The sequence below is a fragment of the Rhodococcoides corynebacterioides genome (genome assembly GCF_019834675.1).
GTDB lineage: Bacteria > Actinomycetota > Actinomycetes > Mycobacteriales > Mycobacteriaceae > Rhodococcoides > Rhodococcoides corynebacterioides_A.
On record NZ_JABUBU010000002.1, the window covers coordinates 286,344 to 307,632 of the forward strand.

18 protein-coding genes and 1 pseudogene are annotated in these 21,289 nt (G+C 71.7%); 1 reads left to right on the forward strand and 18 read right to left on the reverse strand.

The genetic code is table 11. From position 1 onward, the window contains the following. Nucleotides 1–161: 161 nt before the first annotated feature. From pyrF to HQ603_RS05695, 10 genes are all read right to left on the reverse strand, one after another. Nucleotides 162–989, reverse strand: a complete 828-nt coding sequence (gene pyrF, locus HQ603_RS05650) for an orotidine-5'-phosphate decarboxylase (RefSeq protein WP_222683729.1) — start codon at nt 987–989, stop codon at nt 162–164. An 8-nt stretch (nt 990–997) separates the two neighbouring features. Next, nucleotides 998–4,396: a carbamoyl-phosphate synthase large subunit gene (gene carB, locus HQ603_RS05655; RefSeq protein ID WP_222683562.1), complete on the reverse strand. Its 3,399-nt coding sequence runs from the start codon at nt 4,394–4,396 to the stop codon at nt 998–1,000. Continuing rightward, nucleotides 4,396–5,553 carry a glutamine-hydrolyzing carbamoyl-phosphate synthase small subunit gene (gene carA / locus HQ603_RS05660; RefSeq protein WP_222683563.1) on the reverse strand — a complete coding sequence of 386 codons (1,158 nt, stop codon included), beginning with the start codon at nt 5,551–5,553 and terminating at the stop codon, nt 4,396–4,398. The genes carB and carA overlap by 1 nt, the downstream gene beginning before the upstream one ends. Continuing rightward, a complete protein-coding gene (locus HQ603_RS05665; RefSeq protein WP_222683564.1) occupies nt 5,550–6,080 on the reverse strand; it encodes a PH-like domain-containing protein in 531 nt (176 codons plus the stop codon). Before HQ603_RS05665 ends, carA begins: the two co-directional genes overlap by 4 nt. Further along, the gene (locus HQ603_RS05670; protein WP_222683565.1) at nt 6,080–7,372 is read right to left on the reverse strand and encodes a dihydroorotase; all 1,293 of its coding nucleotides are present in this window, start codon (nt 7,370–7,372) and stop codon (nt 6,080–6,082) included. Before HQ603_RS05670 ends, HQ603_RS05665 begins: the two co-directional genes overlap by 1 nt. Beyond that, nucleotides 7,369–8,313, reverse strand: a complete 945-nt coding sequence (locus HQ603_RS05675; RefSeq protein ID WP_222683566.1) for an aspartate carbamoyltransferase catalytic subunit — start codon at nt 8,311–8,313, stop codon at nt 7,369–7,371. The genes HQ603_RS05670 and HQ603_RS05675 overlap by 4 nt, the downstream gene beginning before the upstream one ends. After that, on the reverse strand, nt 8,310–8,891 hold the full coding sequence (gene pyrR / locus HQ603_RS05680; protein WP_222683567.1) for a bifunctional pyr operon transcriptional regulator/uracil phosphoribosyltransferase PyrR: 582 nt from the start codon (nt 8,889–8,891) through the stop codon (nt 8,310–8,312). Before pyrR ends, HQ603_RS05675 begins: the two co-directional genes overlap by 4 nt. Before the next feature lie 98 nt (nt 8,892–8,989). Beyond that, on the reverse strand, nt 8,990–9,520 hold the full coding sequence (gene nusB / locus HQ603_RS05685) for a transcription antitermination factor NusB (protein ID WP_222683568.1): 531 nt from the start codon (nt 9,518–9,520) through the stop codon (nt 8,990–8,992). Beyond that, nucleotides 9,521–10,084, reverse strand: coding sequence for an elongation factor P (gene efp / locus HQ603_RS05690; RefSeq protein ID WP_222683569.1), 564 nt, complete (start codon nt 10,082–10,084; stop codon nt 9,521–9,523). A gap of 113 nt (nt 10,085–10,197) precedes the next feature. Beyond that, entirely contained in the window at nt 10,198–11,292 is a 1,095-nt protein-coding gene (locus HQ603_RS05695; RefSeq protein ID WP_222683730.1) for a M24 family metallopeptidase, read from the reverse strand. Between the two features lie 65 nt (nt 11,293–11,357). On the opposite strand from HQ603_RS05695, the gene HQ603_RS05700 reads away from it, so the two are divergent. Further along, complete coding sequence (locus HQ603_RS05700) at nt 11,358–11,903, forward strand: B-4DMT family transporter (protein WP_222683570.1); 546 nt, start codon at nt 11,358–11,360, stop codon at nt 11,901–11,903. Nucleotides 11,904–11,913: 10 nt separating this feature from the next. Here the strand turns inward: HQ603_RS05700 and aroB are convergent, their stop codons facing one another. The 8 genes and pseudogenes from aroB to alaS form a co-directional block, all read right to left on the reverse strand. Then, entirely contained in the window at nt 11,914–13,059 is a 1,146-nt protein-coding gene (gene aroB, locus HQ603_RS05705; protein WP_222683571.1) for a 3-dehydroquinate synthase, read from the reverse strand. A 14-nt stretch (nt 13,060–13,073) separates the two neighbouring features. Then, entirely contained in the window at nt 13,074–13,745 is a 672-nt protein-coding gene (locus HQ603_RS05710; RefSeq protein ID WP_371830968.1) for a shikimate kinase, read from the reverse strand. Between the two features lie 110 nt (nt 13,746–13,855). Then, nucleotides 13,856–15,052: a chorismate synthase gene (gene aroC / locus HQ603_RS05715; protein ID WP_222683573.1), complete on the reverse strand. Its 1,197-nt coding sequence runs from the start codon at nt 15,050–15,052 to the stop codon at nt 13,856–13,858. A 4-nt stretch (nt 15,053–15,056) separates the two neighbouring features. Further along, the gene (locus HQ603_RS05720; RefSeq protein WP_222683574.1) at nt 15,057–15,647 is read right to left on the reverse strand and encodes a prepilin peptidase; all 591 of its coding nucleotides are present in this window, start codon (nt 15,645–15,647) and stop codon (nt 15,057–15,059) included. Nucleotides 15,648–15,737: 90 nt separating this feature from the next. Next, the gene (locus HQ603_RS05725) at nt 15,738–16,568 is read right to left on the reverse strand and encodes a shikimate dehydrogenase (RefSeq protein WP_222683575.1); all 831 of its coding nucleotides are present in this window, start codon (nt 16,566–16,568) and stop codon (nt 15,738–15,740) included. A 43-nt stretch (nt 16,569–16,611) separates the two neighbouring features. Next, entirely contained in the window at nt 16,612–17,985 is a 1,374-nt protein-coding gene (locus HQ603_RS05730) for an endolytic transglycosylase MltG (RefSeq protein ID WP_222683576.1), read from the reverse strand. A 155-nt stretch (nt 17,986–18,140) separates the two neighbouring features. Beyond that, a pseudogene (ruvX, locus tag HQ603_RS05735) lies at nt 18,141–18,620 on the reverse strand (Holliday junction resolvase RuvX); the annotation flags it as partial. A gap of 2 nt (nt 18,621–18,622) precedes the next feature. After that, nucleotides 18,623–21,289, reverse strand: a complete 2,667-nt coding sequence (alaS, locus tag HQ603_RS05740; RefSeq protein ID WP_222683577.1) for an alanine--tRNA ligase — start codon at nt 21,287–21,289, stop codon at nt 18,623–18,625.

A 21,289-nucleotide genomic window follows, 5' to 3' on the forward strand; every position in this document is an offset into this window, starting at 1 on the left:
ACGGCGCGTCCGAGACGGTGTGTCCCGTTCGGGGTTCGGCACGGCGGAGAGGTCGGTCGACCGGTGTGCCACCGGTGTCGACCAGCGGCGATAGCGACCGTAGTCGGGCCTGCCCGCGATTGCGAACCGGCCCCCCGCCCGTGTCGCGGACGGTGCGTCGGCTATGCGAGGGCGCGTTCGACCTCGTCACGGACCCGCCGCGCGGCGTCGCGGAGCGCGGCCACGTCCGGCCCGTGCCGGGCGACGTCGCGAGATGAGTTGGGCAGCAACAGCTTCGAGACGCCGTCGAACAGGGCCGGGAGATCGTCCGCCGACGCCCCCTGGGCGCCGAGCCCCGGCGCCAGGATCGGGCCCGAGAAATCCCGCAGATCGAGCCCGTGTCCGCGTGTCGCGCCGACCACCAGACCGGCAACGGCGTCCCCGGTGTCCCGGTTCACCGCCTCCGCGGACGCCACGACGTGCTGGGCGACGGTCTCGCCGGATCCCGTCCGCGCGGTCTGTACCGTCTCCCCCTCGGGGTTGGAGGTCCGCGCGAGGACGAACAGGCCGGCCCCGTGCGCGCTCGCGTGGCGCACGAACGGCTCGAGGGCACCCGGACCGAGGTACGGCGACACCGTCACGGCGTCGGAGGCCAGCGGCGACGACGGGTCCAGCCAGGCGGCCGCGTAGGCGTCCGAGGTGCTCCCGATGTCCCCGCGCTTGGCGTCGGCGACCACGAGGACGCGCGCCGACCGCAGGGACGCGATGGTGCGTTCGAGCACCGCGTAGCCCGCCGACCCGAAGCGTTCGAAGAAGGCTACCTGCGGCTTGACCACGGCGACCTCGTCCGCGAACGCCGCCACGCAGGCGTCGGCGAACGCGGCGAGCCCGTCGGCGGTGTCCTCGAGGCCCCACGACGCGAGCAGCCCGGCGTGGGGGTCGATGCCCACGCACAGCCGCCCCCGGGCGGTGACGGCCGCCTCGAGGCGGGTCCGCCACCGTCCCGTCACCGGACCCGTCACGAGGAGACTGCCACTCCGGTGGCCGGGCCCTCCCCGGCGGTGGAGTAGGCCTCGAGCGTGCTGTGCAGATCCTGCAGTGACTGCACCCCGATGTCGCCGCGGATGCTCGCCTCGATGCCCTGCACGGCCGCGGCCGCGCCCTGCACCGTGGTGATGCACGGGATGTTGCGGGCGACGGCGGCGCTGCGGATCTCGTAACCGTCGACGCGCGGCCCGTTGTTGCCGAACGGGGTGTTGAACACCATGTGCACCTCGCCGTCCTTGATGAGGTCGACCACGGTGCGCTCCCCCTCGGCGACCACGTCGGAGTGCTTGCGGACGACGTCGCTCGCGATGCCGTTGCGGCGCAACATCTCCGCGGTGCCCTCGGTGGCGAGGATGCGGAACCCGAGGTCCGCGAGCCGCTTGACCGGGAACACCATCGAGCGCTTGTCGCGGTTGGCGATGGACACGAAGATCGAGCCGGACAGCGGCAGCGACCCGTAGGCGGCCGTCTGCGACTTGGCGAAAGCGGTGCCGAAGTCGGCGTCGATGCCCATGACCTCGCCGGTGGACTTCATCTCCGGGCTGAGCAGCGATTCGACGCTGCTGCCGTCGGCCTTGCGGAAGCGGTTGAAGGGCAGCACGGCCTCCTTCACCGCCACCGGCGCGTCGAACGCGGCGTGCCCGCCGTCGCCCTCGGCCGGCAGCACACCGTCGGCCCGCAGTTCGGCGATGGTGGCGCCGAGCGCGATCCGGGCGGCCGCCTTGGCCAGCGGCACCGCCGTCGCCTTGGAGACGAACGGCACCGTGCGCGACGCGCGGGGATTGGCCTCGAGCACGTACAGCACGTCGTCCTTGAGGGCGTACTGCACGTTCAGCAGGCCGCGCACGCCGATGCCCCGAGCGAGCGCCTCGGTGGACCGACGCACCGCGTCGATGTCGGTGCGGCCGAGGGTGATCGGCGGCAGGGCGCACGCGGAGTCGCCGGAGTGGATGCCGGCCTCCTCGATGTGCTCCATGACGCCGCCGAGGTAGACCTCGGTGCCGTCGCACAGCGCGTCGACGTCGATCTCGATCGCGTCCTCGAGGAACCGGTCCACCAGCACCGGATGCTCGGGCGTCAGTTCGGTGGAGCGAGAGATGTAGTCGTCCAGTGACGCCTCGTCGTAGACGATCTCCATGCCGCGCCCGCCGAGGACGTACGACGGCCGGACCAGGACCGGGTAGCCGATCTCGCCCGCGATGCGCTTGGCCCCGTCGAAGGTGGTGGCGGTGCCGAACTTGGGCGCCGGGAGTCCGGCGGCCACGAGGACCTCGCCGAACTCCTTGCGGTCCTCGGCGAGGTCGATGGCCTCGGGCGAGGTGCCCACGATCGGCACACCGGCGTCCTGCAGCCGCTGCGCCAGACCCAGCGGGGTCTGACCGCCGAGCTGGCAGAGCACCCCCACCACGCCCGGGCCACCGGACCCGGATTCCTTCTCCGCCAGATACACCTCGAGCACGTCCTCGAACGTCAGCGGCTCGAAGTAGAGGCGGTCGGCGGTGTCGTAGTCCGTCGAGACGGTCTCGGGGTTGCAGTTGACCATGACGGTCTCGTAGCCCGCCGCGGACAGCGTGGTGGCCGCATGGACGCACGAGTAGTCGAACTCGATGCCTTGGCCGATGCGGTTGGGACCCGATCCGAGGATCAGGACCTTGCCGCGCTCGGTCTGCGGAGCGACCTCGGTCTCCGCGCCGGGGTCGAGCTCGTAGGACGAGTAGTGATACGGCGTCTTGGCCTCGAACTCCGCGGCGCAGGTGTCGACCGTCTTGAACACCGGCCGCACGCCGAGCCGGTGGCGCAGCGAGCGCACCCCGTCCTCGCCGGCGAGCTCCGGACGCAGCGCGGCGATCTGACGATCCGACAGACCGGCGTGCTTCGCCCGGCGCAGCAGATCCTCGTCGACCACCGGGGCGTCGAGGAGGCGGGTGCGCAGCTCGACCAGTCCGGCGATCTCGTCGACGAACCACGGATCGACTCCGGACGCCGCCGCGACCTGCTCGACCGTGCCGCCGAGTCGGAGCGCGAGCTCGACGTCGTAGATGCGGCCCTCGGTGGCGACCTTCAGGTCCGCGAGCACGGCGTCGAGGTCGCGGGCCCGCTCGCCGGCCAGGACGTCGTCGGACACCGTCCAGAAGCCGGTGGCCTTGGTCTCGAGCGACCGGAGCACCTTGCCCAGCGCCTCCGTGAAGTTGCGGCCGAGGGCCATCGCCTCGCCGACCGACTTCATGGTCGTGGTGAGCGTGCCGTCGGCGCCGGGGAACTTCTCGAACGCGAAGCGCGGAGCCTTGACCACCACGTAGTCGAGCGTGGGCTCGAAACAGGCGGGGGTCTCGCGGGTGATGTCGTTGACGATCTCGTCCAGCGAGTAGCCCACCGCGAGCTTCGCGGCGATCTTGGCGATCGGGAAGCCCGTCGCCTTCGAGGCCAGCGCACTCGACCGGGACACACGCGGGTTCATCTCGATGACGATGAGACGGCCGTCCGCGGGGTTGATCGCGAACTGGATGTTGCAGCCGCCGGTGTCGACGCCGACCTCGCGCAGGATCGCGATGCCGAGATCGCGCATGGTCTGGTACTCGCGGTCGGTCAGCGTCATGGCCGGCGCCACCGTCATCGAGTCGCCGGTGTGCACGCCCATGGGGTCGACGTTCTCGATCGAGCAGACGATCACCACGTTGTCGCGGTTGTCGCGCATCAGCTCGAGCTCGTACTCCTTCCATCCGTAGATGGATTCCTCGATGAGCACGTTGGCCGAGGGCGACGCGGCGAGGCCGCCGCCGGCGAGCCGGTCGAGATCCTCGTGCGTGTAGGCCATGCCGGAGCCGAGTCCACCCATGGTGAAGCTCGGGCGGATGACCACCGGCAGACCGAGCTCGGCCACGGTGTCGTGGACCTCGTCCATCGTGTAGCAGACGCGCGAACGGGCGCTCTCGCCGCCGACCTTCGCCACGATGTCCTTGAACTTCTGCCGGTCCTCGCCGCGCTGGATGGCGTCGAAGTCCGCGCCGATGAGCTCGACGTCGTGCTTGGCCAGGATGCCCTGCTCGTGCAGCGCCACCGCGCAGTTCAGTGCGGTCTGACCACCGAGAGTCGCCAGCACGGCGTCGATGGGATGGCCGGCCGCGGCCTCCTTCTCGATGACCTTCTCCACGAACGACGCCGTGATCGGCTCGACGTAGGTCGAGTCCGCGAACTCGGGGTCGGTCATGATCGTGGCGGGGTTGGAGTTGACCAGGCTGACGCGCAGGCCTTCCTCGCGCAGGACGCGGCAGGCCTGGGTGCCGGAGTAGTCGAACTCGCAGGCCTGTCCGATGACGATCGGCCCGGAGCCGATGACCAGGATGTGCTTCAGGTCGGTACGCCGTGGCATTACTTGCCGACTTTCTTGTCGAGGAGGGTCAGGAACCGGTCGAAGAGGTACTCGGCGTCGTGCGGACCCGCGGCCGCCTCCGGGTGGTACTGCACCGAGAAGGCCGAATCGTCCAGCAGGCGAACACCTTCCACCACACCGTCGTTCGCGCAGGTGTGGCTGACGACGGCGCGGCCGAAGGGGGTGTCGAACTCCTCCCCCGCCTCGCCCTCGAGCGCGAAGCCGTGGTTCTGCGACGTGATCGCGATCCGTCCGGTGTCGTGCTCGATCACCGGGATGTTCAGTCCGCGGTGGCCGAACTTCATCTTGTAGGTCGCGCGGCCGAGCGCGCGCCCGAGGATCTGGTTGCCGAAGCAGATGCCGAACATCGGCGTCCCGTCGCCGAGGACCTGCTCGGTCAGACGGACCGTCGCATCGGCGGTCGCCGGATCGCCGGGGCCGTTGGAGAGGAAGAAGCCGTCGGCGCCGATGTCGCGCACCTGGTCGATGGTGGCGTTCGCCGGGACCACGTGGACGCGGATGCCGCGCCGCGCGAACATGCGCGGGGTGTTGGACTTGATGCCGAGGTCCACCGCCACCACGGAGTACCGCGCCTCACCGCCCTCCGGTTCGACGACGTAGCCCGACGTGGTGCTGACCTCGCCCGCGAGGTCGGCGCCGGCCATCGACGGCTGGGACTGCACCCGGTCGACGAGGGTGTCGAGGTCGGCGAGCGCGTCGCCGGAGAAGATGCCCGCCTTCATCGACCCGCGGGTACGCAGGTGACGCACCACGGCGCGGGTGTCGATCTCGGCGATCCCGACGACGTCCTGGCGACGCATCTCGTCGTCGAGCGTGCCGTTGGAGCGCCAGCTCGAGGCGCGGCGGCTCGCGTCGCGAATGGCGAATCCGGCGACCCACATCCGGGAATCGTCCGCGGATCCGTCGGGTCCGACGGACTCGTTGTCCTCGCCGTTCCAGCCGGTGTTGCCCACCTGCGGTGCGGTGGCGACCACGATCTGACGGTGGTAGCTGGGGTCGGTCAACGTCTCCTGGTAGCCGGTCATGCCGGTGCAGAACACAGCCTCGCCGAGGGTCTGTCCCACGGCACCGTACGCGGCTCCGCGGAAGACCCGCCCGTCCTCGAGGACCAGTGCCGCGGCGTCGGGCTTGCTCACGCCGTCTCCTTCTCGTCGGTATCCCCCGGACCGTCGTCCGTGGGGGTGTCGTGGCGGTCCACCCAGGCGGGGTAGACCGATTTGTCGTCGGCTCGGAAGCCGGTGTCGATCTCGGTGCCGGTGGGCAGCTGCCACCGGATCACCAGCAGTCCGTCGCGGGTCATGACCTTGCCGGCCAGTCCTCGTTCGGTGCGGATCGCACGGAGCGAGTCGGTCGGCGCGAAGACGTCGGACTCGCCCGTGCGCTCGAGGAGGATGCCCGCCTCGTAGCGCGTGAGGGTGCCGGTGGCGCGGTGTCCGAGATCACCGACCGCGATGCGGTTCTGCCAGCTCGGTGCGATGGTCGACCCGACGTAGAGGCCCGTGCAGGGCGGGACGACGACGGCGCCGAGGTCGTCCGGCACGGCCGGCAGCTCACCGATCACGTCCTGCTGACGCTTCTGACGGTTTCGCCAGCCCCACAGGATCAGCGCGATCATCGCCAACCAGAACAACAGGAACCCCAGAACCAGGAGCACTCGATCCATCAGGACACCGTCCTTTCCGTCCGGCGGTGCGTGACCCGGCCGCGGAGCACCGTGGCCGTCACCACCGCCGGCAACTCCAGCGCGTCGAAGGGCGTGTTGGCAGACAGCGACGCGAGCTCCTGCGCGGCGACGGTCCAGCGCGCGTCCGGGTCGACCAGCGTCACCGTGCCCGGCTCGCCGACGGCGATCGGCCGCCCCTGATCGGTGAGCCCGACGATCTCCGCCGGCCGCTCGCTCATCACGCGGGCGACGCCGCGCCAGTCCAGCAGGCCCGTCTCGACCATCGAGGCCACCACCACCGACAGCGCGGTCTCGAGTCCGAGCATGCCCGGGCGGGCCTGCGAGAACTCGCAGCACTTGTCCTGCTCGGCGTGCGGTGCGTGGTCGGTGGCCACGCAGTCCACGACGCCGGACGCCAAGGCCTCACGCAGTGCGGCGACGTCGGAGGCCTCGCGCAGCGGCGGGTTCACCCGGTTGACGGCGTCGTAGGTCTCGAGCCGGGAGTCGTCGAGGAAGAGGTGGTGCGGGGTGACCTCGGCGGTGATGGCGATGCCCTGCTTCTTCGCCCAGTCCAGCAGCAGCACCGTCCCCGCGGTCGAGGCGTGGCAGATGTGCACGCGGGCGCCGGCGTCGCGGGCCAGGATCGCGTCGCGCGCCACGATGGCCTCCTCGGCGGAACGCGGCCAGCCGGCCAGCCCGAGCCGGGACGCCGTCGCCCCTTCGTGCGCCACGGCGTTCTCGGTCAGGCGCGGCTCCTCGGCGTGCTGTGCGACGAGCACGCCGAGTCCCGCCGCGTACTCGAGCGCGCGCCGCATGAGCAGCGGGTCGGCGACGCAGTGACCGTCGTCGGAGAACATGCGCACCCCGGCCTCACCGGCGTGCATCGTCCCCATCTCGGCCAGGGCCTCGCCCTTCTGCCCCACCGTCACCGCGCCGACGGGGTGGATGTCGACCAGGCCGACCTCGCGGCCGCGACGCCACACGTGATCGGTGACCACCACCGAGTCGGCCACCGGCGAGGTGTTCGCCATGGCGAAGATCGCGGTGTATCCCCCGCGCGCCGCCGCGGCGGACCCGGACTCGATGGTCTCGGTGTCCTCGCGTCCCGGCTCGCGGACGTGGGTGTGCAGGTCGACGAACCCGGGCAGCAGGATCGCTCCCCCGCCGTCGACGATCTCCGCCGACGGGGCGCTCAGATCGGTGCCGATCTCGGCGACGACCCCGTCCTCGATCAGGACGTCCACCGGGTCGCCTTCCCCGTAGGGCCGGACCCGGCGCAGCAGCAGCGTCATCGCGTCTCCTCCGATCCGATGAGAAGGCGGAACAGCACCGCCATGCGCACGTGAACTCCGTTTCGAACCTGTTGCAGGACAGCGGTGTCGGGGGCGTCGGCGACGGAGAAGCCGATCTCCATGCCCCGCAGCATCGGGCCGGGGTGCAGCACCACGGCGTGCTCGGGGAGCATCTCGAACCGGCGCTGACTCAGCCCGTACCCGATCGAGTACTCCCGCGCGGACGGGAAGAACCCGCCGTTCATGCGCTCCGCCTGCACACGCAGCATCATCACCGCGTCCAGCGCGGGCAGCTCCGCGTCGAGCGACGACGCCACCGTGACAGGCCAGGTCTCGATGCCCACGGGCAGCAGCGTGCGCGGGGCGATCACGACGACCTCGGCGCCGAGGGTAGCGAGCAACGTCGCGTTGGACCGGGCGACCCGGCTGTGCAGGACGTCGCCGACGATCGCGATGCGTCGTCCCTCGATACTCCCGAGCCGCTGACGCAACGTCAGGGCGTCGAGCAGCGCCTGCGTCGGATGCTCGTGGGTGCCGTCCCCGGCGTTGACCACGGCGGGACCAGAGCCGTCGGCCTCGGCGGTCCACTCGGCGATCCGGTGCGCCGCACCCGACGCGGGATGGCGCACCACCAGCGCGTCCGCCCCCGCCGCCCGCAGCGTGAGCGCGGTGTCCCGCAGCGACTCGCCCTTGGACGCCGACGAGCTCGAGGCGCTGACGTTGATGACGTCGGCGCTCATCCACTTGCCGGCGACCTCGAAGGACACCCGGGTGCGGGTGGAGTTCTCGTAGAACACCGTCATCACGGTCTTGCCGCGCAGCGTGGGCAGCTTCTTCACGTCGCGGCCGAGCAGGGCCTGCTCGAAGCGCTCGGCCTCGTCGAGGATCTCCGTGGCCTCGTCCCGGCCGAGGGCGGCGGTGGTCAGCAGATGGCGGGTCATCGGGCGTCCTCCCCGGACCGGATCTCCACCCCGTCGCGATCGTCGTGCTCGGCGAGGAGAACCGACACGTCCTCCGACCGCGCCGTCGGCACGTTCTTGCCGACGTAGTCGGCGCGCAGCGGCAGCTCGCGGTGGCCGCGGTCGACCAGCACCGCCAACTGCACCGCCCGGGGCCGGCCGAGGTCGCGGAGCGCGTCGAGAGCGGCGCGCACCGAGCGACCGGAGAACAGGACGTCGTCGACCAGGACCACGAGGGCCCCGTCCACTCCGGCGTCAGGCACCGACGTCCGTTCCAGCGCCCGGTGCGGCTTGGTGCGCAGGTCGTCCCGGTACAGGGTGATGTCGAGCGACCCGACGGGCGGCCGAGCGCCGGCGAACTCCTCGATGCGAACCGCGAGACGCTGCGCGAGCGTCGACCCGCGGGTCGGGATACCGAGCAGCACCAGCGGCGGCGCATCGGCCGACCCGTACGCGGTCTTCTCGATGATCTGATGAGCCATCCGAGCGATGGTCCGGCCGACGTCGGCGGTGGACAGCAGCTCGCGGCTGTGGTGGGTAGCGCTCTCGTCTCCGGACACGAGAAACGGGACCTCCTTCTCCGCCTCACGGGACGGATCGTTAAAGGATGTCGTGCGGACGCAGTCTACCAACGCGCCCGGCGAGGCACCGGGGGTGCCTAGTCGGCGCTCTCCCCCGGGTCGGTCGCCGTCTCGCGCTCGGCCACCGGCCGCGCGGCGGCAGCCGCCCGCACCTGCGGAGCCACCGACACGATCTGACCCAGAACGCCGTTGACGAACGACGGCGAGTCGTCGGTCGAGAGCTGCTTGGCCAACTCCACGGCCTCGTCGACGGCCACCACCGGCGGCACGTCGGCCGCGTTGAGCAACTCCCAGACGGCGACGCGCAGAATCGCGCGGTCGACCGCCGGCAGGCGCGTCAGCGTCCACTGGTGGAGGTGATCGGCGATGACCGAGTCGATGCGGTCCAGACTCTCGGCCACACCCGTGACCAGGGTGTCGGTGTACGCGTTGACCGGAGCGACGGCGTCGTCCTCGGCCGAGAGCGCGCGACGATCAGCGGCGAGTGCCACCGGGTCGAGATCGCGGGCCTCGGCCTCGAACAGGAAGTCGACGGCGCGTCGGCGCGCCTTGTGTCGCGCGCCGAGCTTCTTCGGGGCCGGCCGTCCGGTCTTGTGGGACTCGCTCACTCAGGAATTCACACGCCCGAGGTAGTTGCCGTCACGCGAGTCGACCTTGAGCTTGTCGCCGGTGTTGATGAACAGCGGGACGCTGATCTCGGCGCCGGTCTCGAGGGTGGCCGGCTTGGTGCCGCCGGTGGAGCGGTCGCCCTGCAGGCCCGGATCGGTGTGCTGGACGACCAGCTCGACGGTGACGGGCAACTCGACGTACAGCGGCAGACCCTCGTGCATCGCGACCTGCACGGTCATGTTCTCGAGCAGGAAACGGGCCCCGTCGCCGATGGTGGCCTCGCCGATGGAGATCTGGTCGTAGGTGTCGCCGTCCATGAAGACGTAGTCGCTGCCGTCGTGGTACAGGTACGTCATGTCGCGGCGGTCGACCGTGGCGGTCTCCACCTTCACGCCCGCGTTGAAGGTCTTGTCGACCACCTTGCCGGACGTGACGTTCTTGAGCTTCGTCCGCACGAAGGCGGGTCCCTTGCCCGGCTTGACGTGCTGGAACTCGATGATCGACCAGAGCAGGCCGTCGATGTTCAGGACGAGCCCGTTCTTGAAATCACTGGTGGAAGCCACGTGCTTCGCATCTCCTCGTGTCGCGGTGAGCACCCTCGGGTGAGCGCTCTCGGGTCGGGCACACCGTCCGGCGCACCGCACCGTGCGCCGCAAGCAGGCACGGGATGGGGCCGTCAGAGGACGGTGAACTCCTTGCTGGTCAGCGTGAGCAGTTCCGGCTCGTCCTCACGGACGATGAGCGTGTCCTCGATCCGTACGCCTCCGCGACCGGAGAAGTACACGCCGGGCTCCACCGTCACCGCTGCACCGGCAAGCAGTGTACCGGTGCCGGTGGCACCGATTCCCGGCGCTTCGTGGATCTCGAGGCCGACACCGTGCCCGAGGCCGTGGAGGAACAGCTCGCCGTACCCGGCCTCGTCGATCACCGCGCGCGCGGCGCCGTCGACGGCCCGGACCTCCGCCCCCGGGCGCAGGGCCGCGCGGCCCGCCGCCTGCGACCGCGCCACCAGGTCGTACAGCTCCCGCTGCCAGTCCTGCGCCGCGCCCAGCACCACGGTGCGGGTCATGTCGGAGTGGTAGCCCCCCACCTCGGCTCCGAAGTCGAGTTTCAGCAAGTCGCCGCGCTCGAGCACCGTGGCGTCCGGTCGGTGGTGCGGCACGGCCGAGTTCGCGCCGGCCGCCACGATGGTCTCGAACGAGATGCCGTCGGCTCCCAGCTCCAGCATGAGGTGGTCGAGCTCGAGCCCCACCTCCTTCTCCGTGCGGCCGGGACGGAGGGACCCCCGCTCCATCATCAGGCCCAGGGCGCGGTCGGCCACTCCGCACGCCTCGCGCAACAACGCCACCTCGGTCTCGTCCTTGACCGTGCGCAACTGCTCGACGGGCCGCCGAGCGCGCACCAGCTCCACGTCGCCGCCGTCGGACCAGCGCGCATGATCGTCCACCGACACCACGTGCGACTCGAAGCCCACTCGACGTGCGTCGGTGTCGGCCAGCAGGCGCGGCGGACCCGCGCGGTCGATCACCGCGAGCAGATCGGGGACCTGCGCGGCCACCTGGGTGACGTAGCGGCCGTCGGTGCAGATCAGCGTGCGGTCCTCCGCCGCGGCGGAGTCCGACGCCGACACCAGGAGCGACGCGTTCGACCCCGAGAAGCCGGTCAGGTAGCGCACGTTCAGCAGATCGGTGACCAGCATCGCGTCCCACCCCTGCGCACGGATCAGGGATCGGAGAGCGTCGCGGCGGGCGGCATGATCGGCGGAGAGCATCATCCGAACGTACCGTCACGGCGCGGTGGTACCGCCGGACCGGCCCCATGGCTACTGTGTGCTCCATGACTGGCTGGGTGGTACGCGGTGTGGGGATGGCGCTCGTTCACGTGGTGGCGCGGGTGGTGCTGGCACTGGCCGTCGCGGCCGCGCCCACCAGCGGCTCGATGTTGCAGATACTCACCCTGATCGCCGTGATCCTGGTCGCGCTCGTCTGGGGCGCCCTGGACGGCATCGCCTCGGGCCGCCGCGGCGAGCACGACGACACCGATCACACGATGGTCTGGCTGAAGGCGTCGCTGATCGCGGGCGTCGGCGCCGGGTTCCTGTCCTGGCTGTTCACGGCGATCGCGAACATCGCCGTCAGCGCCAACACCCTCGTCTTCGAGGTCACCGCCGGCGCCGCGTTCACCGTGCTCCTGGTTTTCGTGCCCGCCGTGATCGCCGTGACGATCGGCCGGTGGTGGGCCCGACGCGGCACCGACGACGGCCCCCGCCGTCGGTCCGCCGACCCCGACGAGCGTCGCGCCACCGAGAGCACCGACGACGACGGCCGGGGAACCGACACCGCCGACACCGAGGTCTTCGCCCCCGCACGCGACCGACAGTGACTCGACCGACCTAGAGCAGGACGGTCGTCGAACCCCGCGTATCGGCGTCGCGGGCGATCGCCGAGTAGGCCGCCGCCAGCAGGGACGGGTCCGGCCCCTCGAGTCGGCCCGGCTTGGCCAGGTCGTCGAGCACCACGAAGCGCAGGAGACCCTTGCGGTTCTTCTTGTCGGTCTGCATGCCCTCGAGCAGCTGGGAGAACGCGTCGGCGTCGTACCCCACGGGCAGACCCACCAGCTCCAGCACGCGACGGTGCCGATCGGCCACCTCGTCGGAGAGTCGACCGGCCACGCGGGCGAGTTCCGCCGCGAAGACCAGGCCCACCGACACCGCGGCCCCGTGCCGCCACCGGTACTTCTCGCGCCGCTCGATGGCGTGCCCGAGCGTGTGACCGTAGTTGAGGATCTCCCGCAGATCGGACTCCTTGAGGTCCGCCGCGACCACGCGCGCCTTCACCTCGATGGACCGCCGGATCAGCTCCGGCAGCACGTCGCCGGTGGGATCGAGAGCCGCCGCGGGGTCCGCCTCGATGAGATCCAGGATGACCGGGTCGGCGATGAATCCGGTCTTGATGACCTCGGCCATGCCGGCCACGATCTCGTGTCGCGGCACCGTCTCGAGGGTCGCCAGGTCCACCAGCACCGCGGACGGCTCGTGGAACGCGCCCACGAGGTTCTTGCCCGCATCGGTGTTGATGCCCGTCTTGCCGCCGACCGCGGCGTCGACCATGGCCAGCAGCGTCGTCGGCACGTGCACCACGCGTACGCCGCGCATCCACGTGGCCGCGACGAAGCCGGCGAGGTCCGTCGCCGCACCGCCGCCCAGTCCGACCACCGCGTCGCTGCGCGTGAGACCGATCCGGCCCAGCACCTCCCAGCAGAAACCGGCGACGGGGAGTTCCTTGCCGTCCTCGGCGTCCGGGATCTCGATGCGATGCGCGTCGACGCCCGTCTCGGCCAGCGCGGCGCGCACCACCTCGGCCGTCTCGGCGAGCGGAGGCTGGTGGAAGATCGCGACGGTCCGCGTGCCACGCAGGTGATCCACCAGGTCCGTGAGCAGCCCGCGACCGATGATCACGGGGTACGGATCGGCGCTGTCCACGGTGATGGTGACCGGCTCGGACCCGGCATCGGTCCGTCCGTCGGCTGCTGGGCTCATGTCGGCTCCTGCGCTCATGTCGGCTCCTGGGGTCGGGGGGCGCGGGGCCCCGGTGGTGACGTGCGGTCGGACACCGCGGGTGGCGGTGCGTCGCCGGCCGGCGTGCGGCGGTTCTGCCGGCGGGCGCGCCGCCGGGTGCGTCCTCGCCGCGGCCGCTCCGGCCTCGGTGGTGCGACCTCACGGGGGGCGCCCAGCCGGTCGAGCACCGCGGCCACCACGCGAGACGGACTGCGTCCGTCGGTGCGGACGCGGATGGTCGCCGCCTCCCGATACAACGGACGGCGCGTGCGCATCAGTTCGCGGTACTTCGCCTTCGGATCCACGCCGGTCAGCAGCGGACGCGAGGTGTTCGCGTTCAACGCCCCCGTCCGGCGCAGCCCCTCCCCGATCCCGAGTTCCAGGTAGACCACCGTGTGCCCGCGCAGCGCCGCCCGCGTCCGCGACGACAGCACCGCACCCCCACCCAGCGACACCACGCCGGACTGCGATCGCAGCGACTCGACGACCACCTGCTCCTCGATCTCCCGGAACACCGGTTCACCGTCCTCGGCGAAGATCTCCGGAATCGAGCGGCCCGTCCGCGCCTCGATCGCCGCGTCGGTGTCGTACAACTCCACACCCAGCGCCTTCGCGACCCGGCGACCGATCGTCGACTTCCCCGCCCCCGGTGGGCCGATCAGCACCACCCGCGGTCGTACTTCGGCCGACGAGCCGTCCGTCGACTCGCCTCCGGCCCGCCCGGGGTCATTCTCCCCGGCCTGCCCGGGACCATTCGACCGGCCTCCGGCCTGCCCGGTCATCGCGGGGGGCGCAGGGACACGTTCTCGACGTAGCGACGCACGTTGTCCGCGGTCTCGGCCACGGAATCGCCGCCGAACTTCTCCAGGGTCGCCTTGGCCAGCACCAGCGCCACCATCGTCTCCGCGACCACACCGGCGGCCGGCACGGCGCAGACGTCGCTGCGCTGGTGGATGGCGACGGCCTGCTCACCGGTCGACATGTCGACCGTCGACAGCGCGCGGGGCACGGTCGAGATCGGCTTCATCGCGGCACGCACCCGCAGCGGGGCGCCGTTGGTCATGCCGCCCTCGATGCCGCCCGCGCGGTTGGTGGATCGCACGATGCCGTCGTCGCCGGGCGTGATCTCGTCGTGGGCGGCGCTGCCGCGGCGACGGGCCGTCTCGAAACCGTCGCCGACCTCGACACCCTTGATCGCCTGGATACCCATGAGGGCGGCGGCCAGTTGCGCGTCGAGCTTGCCGTCGCCGGTGACGAAGGTGCCCAGGCCGACGGGCAGACCGTGCACCACGACCTCGACGACGCCGCCGAGGGTGTCGCCGTCGCGCTTCGCGGCCTCGATCTCGGCGATCATCGACTGCTCGGCGACGGAGTTCAGCGCCCGGACGGGGCTGGCGTCGATCGCGTCGAGGTCACCGGGCAGCGGTTCCGGGCCCACGTAGGGGTCGGATGCGCCGATCGAGACGACGTGCGAGAGCACCTCGACTCCGAGGACCTGCTTCAGGAACGCACGGGCGACGGTGCCCACGGCCACCCGGGCGGCGGTCTCGCGCGCGCTGGCCCGCTCGAGGATCGGGCGGGCGTCGTCGAAGCCGTACTTCAGCATCCCGGAGTAGTCGGCGTGGCCCGGACGCGGCCGGGTGAGGGGGGCGTTGCGGGCGAGGTCGGCGAGGACCTCGGGGTCGACCGGATCGGCCGACATGACCTGCTCCCACTTGGGCCACTCGGTGTTCGCGACCTCGATGGCGACGGGGCCGCCGAGCGTGCGCCCGTGCCGGACACCGCCGACGACGGTCACCTGGTCGGCCTCGAACTTCATGCGCGCACCGCGGCCGTACCCCAGTCGCCGTCGGGCGAGCTGGGCGGAGATGTCCTCGCTGGTCACCTCGACCCCGGCGACCATGCCCTCGAGAATCGACACCAGTGCAGGGCCGTGCGACTCGCCGGCCGTGATCCATCGCAACACGCATCCCATCTTTTCACGTGCCGGGGCCGAGCCACGCCACCAGGGTCGCCGCGCACAGGGCGGGACCGTAGGGGTGTGGGCCGCGCACACCGGTCGCGGCCGCCGCGCCGGCCACGGCCAGTCCGAGCACCGGGGCGAGCGCGGCCGCCGTCACCCACGCGTCGAGTCCCGCCCCGGCCCCCACCGCGCCGAGTGCGAGACAGAGCTTGACGTCACCGCCGCCGACGGATCCCCGCACCGCCGCCGCGACGGCGGCGTGGAGGCTCGCGTAGGCAAGCGCGCCCACCGTCGCGGCGATCGGATCGTCCGCCGCGACCAGGACGGCCGCAGCGCCGGGCAGGGTGAGATCGTCCGGCAACCGCGCCCGGTGCCCGTCCACCACGCACAGCGCGCCGGCCCACGCGGTGACCGCCACCGCCGCCGACACCGTCCCGACCGTCGCGTGATCGAGGCCGCCCGCGATCGCCGCGGCGCACCCGCACGCGACGCCGATCGCGGCGTGGTCCACGGCGGTCGGGCGCGTCCACCGACGGACCGTGCCGACGGCGAGCATCCCGACGACGACGGCTGCGGTGGTGGAGGCGGTGAGCAGGATCGAGGTCACGTCCCGAGGCTCGCACCGGAGTCGATCGAGCGCGGTCTCCGCGAACGCACCCGGGGACACCGCCGCCCCCGGGGATGCCGGGGCCCCGGATCAGGCGCCGAGCAGGGCTCGGGTCATGACCTCGCGCGGCGCGGGTCGCCCCGTGAACTGTTCGGTCTGACCGAACGCCTGGTGCAGCAGCATCTGCAGTCCACCGACCACGACTCCCCCGGCGTCCGTGACCGCCGCGCCGAGCGGCGTCGGCCACGGGTCGTAGATGGCGTCGAGCAGGACGCGCACACCTCCGGCCGCGGGGGCCACCGCGGCCGCCCCGGCGGCGGGCACCGTGGAGATCACCGCGGCCGCGTCGGCCAGGACGGTCGCCAGCGCGGCGTCGTCGATCGCGGACCAGCGGGCGTCGAGACCGCACCGGTCGGCGCAGTCGAGTGCCCCGGCCGCACGACCGCGATCGCGGGAGATCACGGTGACGGACGCGGCGCCCAGATCGGCGGCGGCCGCCAGCGCGGGCCGCGAGGTGCCTCCCGCACCGATCACGACGACGGATGCGCCGGTGAGGTCCGTGACACCGACGGTGCCGAGTGCGCCCGTGACGCCGTCGACGTCCGTGCAGTCCGCGCGCCACCCGTCGGCCGTGCGGACCAGGGTGTTCGCGGACCCGACCGCGTCGGCCCGCGCCGTGCGCTCCGTGGCGTACGCGAGGGCCGCGAACTTGCCGGGCATCGTCACCGACACCCCCACCCACTCGGGGCCGAAGGAGTCCAGCAGCGGCGCGAGGCCGTCGGCCGTGCACTCGATGCGGTCGTACGTCCAGTCGGTCAGCCCCAGCGCGGCGAAGGCCGCCCGGTGCAGCACCGGGGACTTCGAATGCGTGACCGGCGAGCCGAGAACGGCGGCGCGCCGGGCCCCCGGGCCGGCGTTCACCGCCCCGACCCCGTGGCTGGCGTCCACCGCCCGGGGCCCCGGGCTAACGTCCACTGTCGAGGAATCCACCCTCGACCTTCTGGATGTTGTCCAGATGCGTCTGATAGTTGTCGGTGAACAGCGTCTCGCCCTGCGCGTTGATCGTCACGAAGTACAGCCAGTTGCCCGGCTCCGGGTTCTCCGCGGCCTGGACGGCGGCCACGCCCGGGGAGCAGATCGGCGTCGCCGGCAGCCCCTCCTTGGCGTAGGTGTTCCACGGTGTGACCGTGCCGCGGTCGACGTCCGTCGTCGCCACCTCGGTGGTGTCGAGGGCGTAGTTCACGGTGGAGTCGAACTCCAGCTTCTGCCCGATCGCGAGGCGGTTGAGGATGACGCGCGCGACCTTGGCGAAGTCCTGCGGCAGCGACTCCCGCTCGATGAGCGACGACGCCACCAACACCTGGTACGGATCGAGGCCGGACGTGGCGCCCGCCTCGAGCAGGCCGGTGCTCTCGTAGACCTCGGCACTCTCGCTGACGAGTTGGCGGATCATCTCCGCGGGGTTGGCGCTGGGATCGATGTTCCACGTTCCCGCGGCGATCAGACCCTCGAGCTGACGGTCACGGTCGGGCACCTCGGCCACGGCGGCGCGGGCCCAGTCGGCGACGCCGAGCTCGGCGGGATCACCGGCGCCCGCCTCGTCCAACTGCTGGTAGGAGACACACGGAATGCCCTCGCCCACAGCGCAACTGGCCTCGGCGATCAGGGTGTAGATGCCCTTGCGCACCGCACCGGTGTTGACGTCGGTGGTGTCGTGCAACTGCCGACCCTCGGCGATCTGGATCTGCCCCACGCGCGAGGCCGGGTCCACGAGCGTCGCCACGGCCTCGGCCGCCGGCAGCCCTTCCTGCAGGCGGTAGAAGCCGGGCTGCACTCCGGTGATCGCGGAATTCTGCAGCGCGGCCTCGTAGAACGCGGCCGACGACGCGGTGACGCGCTTGTCGGCCATCTCGCCCGAGATCTGTTCGGCCGTGTCCCCCGGCTGCACCTGCACCACGACGGTCGCGCCGCCGGGGCCGGCGAAGTCCGCCGCCGGATCCGGTCCGCCACGGAAGGCCGAGAACGCCCACACGCCCGCCGCCCCGACGAGGATCACGAGGGCCAGCACGGCGAGGCCGCCCACGACACGGGCGCGCCGCTTCCGCCCCTCCGCGGCACGGCGGCGACGCTCACCCGCCCTGCCTCCGCCGTCAGCGCCGCGTGCGCCGCGTGCGTTCCGCACGGTGTCCTCGCGTGCGTTCCGCACGGTGTCCTCGCGTGCGTTCCGCACGGTGTCCTCGCGTGCGTTCCGCACGGTGTCCTCGCGTGCGTTCCGCACGGTGTCCTCGCGTGCGTTCCGCACGGTGGGGATGCGATCGGTGTCCCACTCGTCGTTCACCGCGCCGCCCCCGCGCTGTCGTCACCGTTGTCGGGCACCGTTGCCCCCTCCGTGTCGGCCGGCGCGGTTGCCTCGCGCGGCTCGGTCGTGTCGTGTGGCCCGGCCGTGTCGTGTGGCCCGGTCGTGTCGTGCAGCTCGGCCGTGTCGTGCCCGGGCCGCCGACGTTCGTCGAGCCACCCCTGCAGAATCGCCACGGCGGCGGCCTGGTCGATGACCGACCGTTGGTTCCGGGCTCGGATTCCGCTGTCGCGAAGTCCCCGCGCCGCACTCACCGTAGTCAAGCGCTCGTCGGCGAGGCGAACCGGCGTGTCGGGGAGCGCGCGGCCGAGAACTCGGGCGAACCGGACAGCGAGGTCGGCGGCCTTGCCCCGCTCTCCGCGCAGGGTGCGCGGAAGCCCGACGACGATCTCCACCGCCTCGTATTCCTCGGCCAACGCGACGATGCGCCGCACGTCGGACGCCTCGGGATGGGTCTTCGGCGCGCGGTCGACGGTCTCGACGGGCGTGGCGAGCACGCCGTCGGGATCGGACGAGGCGACGCCGATGCGCACGCTGCCCACGTCGACACCGAGGCGCCGACCCCGTCCCGGATCGTCGGCCCCCGGCCGGTCCGGCACGACGTCGCGGAGCGGCACGGTCAGGACGCGATCTCGGCGATCCGCGCGGTCACGGCCTCGATGGCCGCGGGGATTCCGGCGGCGTCGGTGCCGGCGCCCTGCGCGGCGTCGGCCTTGCCCCCACCGCGGCCGCCGATCGCCGGTCCGAACGAGGAGACCAGGTCCCCGGCGGCGAGGCCGAGGTCGCGGGCACCGGACGTCGTCGCGACGACGAAGGGCACCTTGCCGTCGACGTCGCCGAACAACGCGACCACGGCGGGCTCGGTGCCGAAGCGGCCGCGGATGTCCAGCGCAAGCGTGCGCAGGTCACCCGCGGCGACACCCGACGGCGCCGGCGCGGCGACCACCCGCACCGCACCGACCGTGCGCGCGGCGTCGACGAACGACCCGGCGGAGGACAGAACCGCGGCGGCGCGGGTGGCCTCGAGTTCCTTCTCGGCGACGCGCAGGCGCTCGACGAGGTTCTCCACCCGTGCGGGCACCTCGTCGGTGGGCACCTTCAGCGAGGTCGCCAGTCCGGCGAGGAGCGCCCGCTCCTTGGCGAGGTACTTGTAGGAATCCAGCCCGACGAACGCCTCGACGCGCCGCACGCCCGACCCCACGGAGGACTCCCCGAGGATCGTGACCGGGCCGATCTGCGACGAGTGCTGCACGTGGGTGCCGCCGCACAGTTCCAGGGAGAACGGTCCGCCGATCTCCACGACGCGGACCTCGTCGCCGTAGTTCTCGCCGAAGAGCGCCTGGGCACCCATCGCCTTCGCCTCGTCGAGTCCCGTCGTGAAGGTGTTGACGGCGTAGTCGGAGCCGACCGCGTCGTTGGTCACCGCCTCGATGTCCTCGCGCTGGGCATCGCTCAGCGCGCCCTGGTAGGTGAAGTCGAAGCGCAGGTAGCCGGGCTTGTTCAGCGAACCCGCCTGGACCGCGTTGGGGCCGAGGATCTGCCGCAGCGCCCCGCCCACGAGGTGGGTGCCCGAGTGACCCTGGGTCGCACCGTGCCGCCACTGCGGGTCGGTGTGCGCGACGACGGCGTCGCCCTCCGTCAGCTGCCCCTCGTCGACCGTGACCTTGTGCACCCACACGGTCTTGGCGATCTTCTGCACGTCGCGGACGGTGACGCGCAGGCCCGGACCGGTCATGGTGCCGATGTCGGCGAGCTGCCCGCCGGACTCCGCGTAGAGCGGCGTGCGGTCGAGCACCACGTCGACGTCCTCGCCGGCGGTGGCGGTGGGCACACGCACGCCGCCGGAGATGAGGGCGAGAACGATCGCCTCGGTGTCGAGCTCGTCGAAACCGGTGAACTCGGTGGGTCCGCGGTCGACGAACTCCTTGTAGACCGACAGATCGGTGTGGGCGTGCTTGCGTGCCTGCGCGTCCGCCTTGGCGCGGCTGCGCTGCTCCGCCATGAGGGTCCGGAAGCCGTCCTCGTCGACCTCGAGACCGGCCTCGGCCGCCATCTCGAGGGTGAGGTCGATGGGGAAGCCGTAGGTGTCGTGCAGCACGAACGCCTCGGACCCGCCGATGCGCGTGCCGCCGGCCGCGGTGACCGACTGGGCCGCGCTCTCGAACAGCTTGGATCCGGAGCTCAGCGTGGTGAGGAACGCCCGCTCCTCCGCCACGGCGACGGAGGAGATGCGCTCGAAGTCCTCGACCAGTTCCGGGTACGACTCGGCCATCGTGTCCCGCACGACGGTGACGAAGCGGAGCATCGACGGGTCGGTCGCCCCGAGCAGCCGGGCGCTGCGCACGATGCGGCGCAGCAGGCGTCGCAGCACGTAGCCACGCCCGTCGTTGCCGGGGGTGACGCCGTCGGCGATGAGCATGACGGCCGTGCGTGCGTGGTCGGCGATGACGCGGAACCGCACGTCGGCCTCGTGGTTCTCGCCGTAGGTCCGACCGGAGAGGCGCTCGGCCTCGGTGATCACCGGGCGGACGAGGTCGGTCTCGTAGACGTTGTCGACGCCCTGCAGCAGGAAGGCGACGCGCTCGACGCCCATGCCGGTGTCGATGTTCTTGCGCGGCAGCGGCCCGAGGATCTCGAAGTCGTCCTTGCCGGTCCCCCGGCCGCGCTCGTTCTGCATGAACACGAGGTTCCAGATCTCGATGTAGCGGTCCTCGTCCGCCTCGGGCCCGCCCTCGCGTCCGTACTCCGGACCGCGGTCGTAGTAGATCTCCGAGCAGGGACCGCACGGACCGGGAATCCCCATCGACCAGTAGTTGTCGGCCATGCCGCGCCGCTGGATGCGCTCGTCCGGCAGACCGGCGACGTCCTTCCAGATCTGGATGGCCTCGTCGTCGTCGAGATAAGCCGTCGCCCAGATGCGGTCGGGATCGAAGCCGTAGCCGCCCTCCTCGACGGGCGAGGTCAGCAGCGTCCACGCGAAGCCGACGACCTCCCGCTTGAAGTAGTCGCCGAAGGAGAAGTTGCCGGCCATCTGGAAGAACGTGTTGTGCCGGGTGGTGACGCCGACGTTCTCGATGTCGCCGGTGCGCACGCACTTCTGCACGCTCACGGCGCGGTCGAACGGCGGGGTGCGCTGGCCGAGGAAGTACGGCACGAACTGCACCATGCCGGCGTTGATGAACAGCAGATTGGGATCGTCGAGAACCAACGAGGCGCTGGGCACCGGGGTGTGGCCCACCTTCTCGAAATGGTCCAGGAAGCGGCGACGGATCTCGTGGGTCTGCAC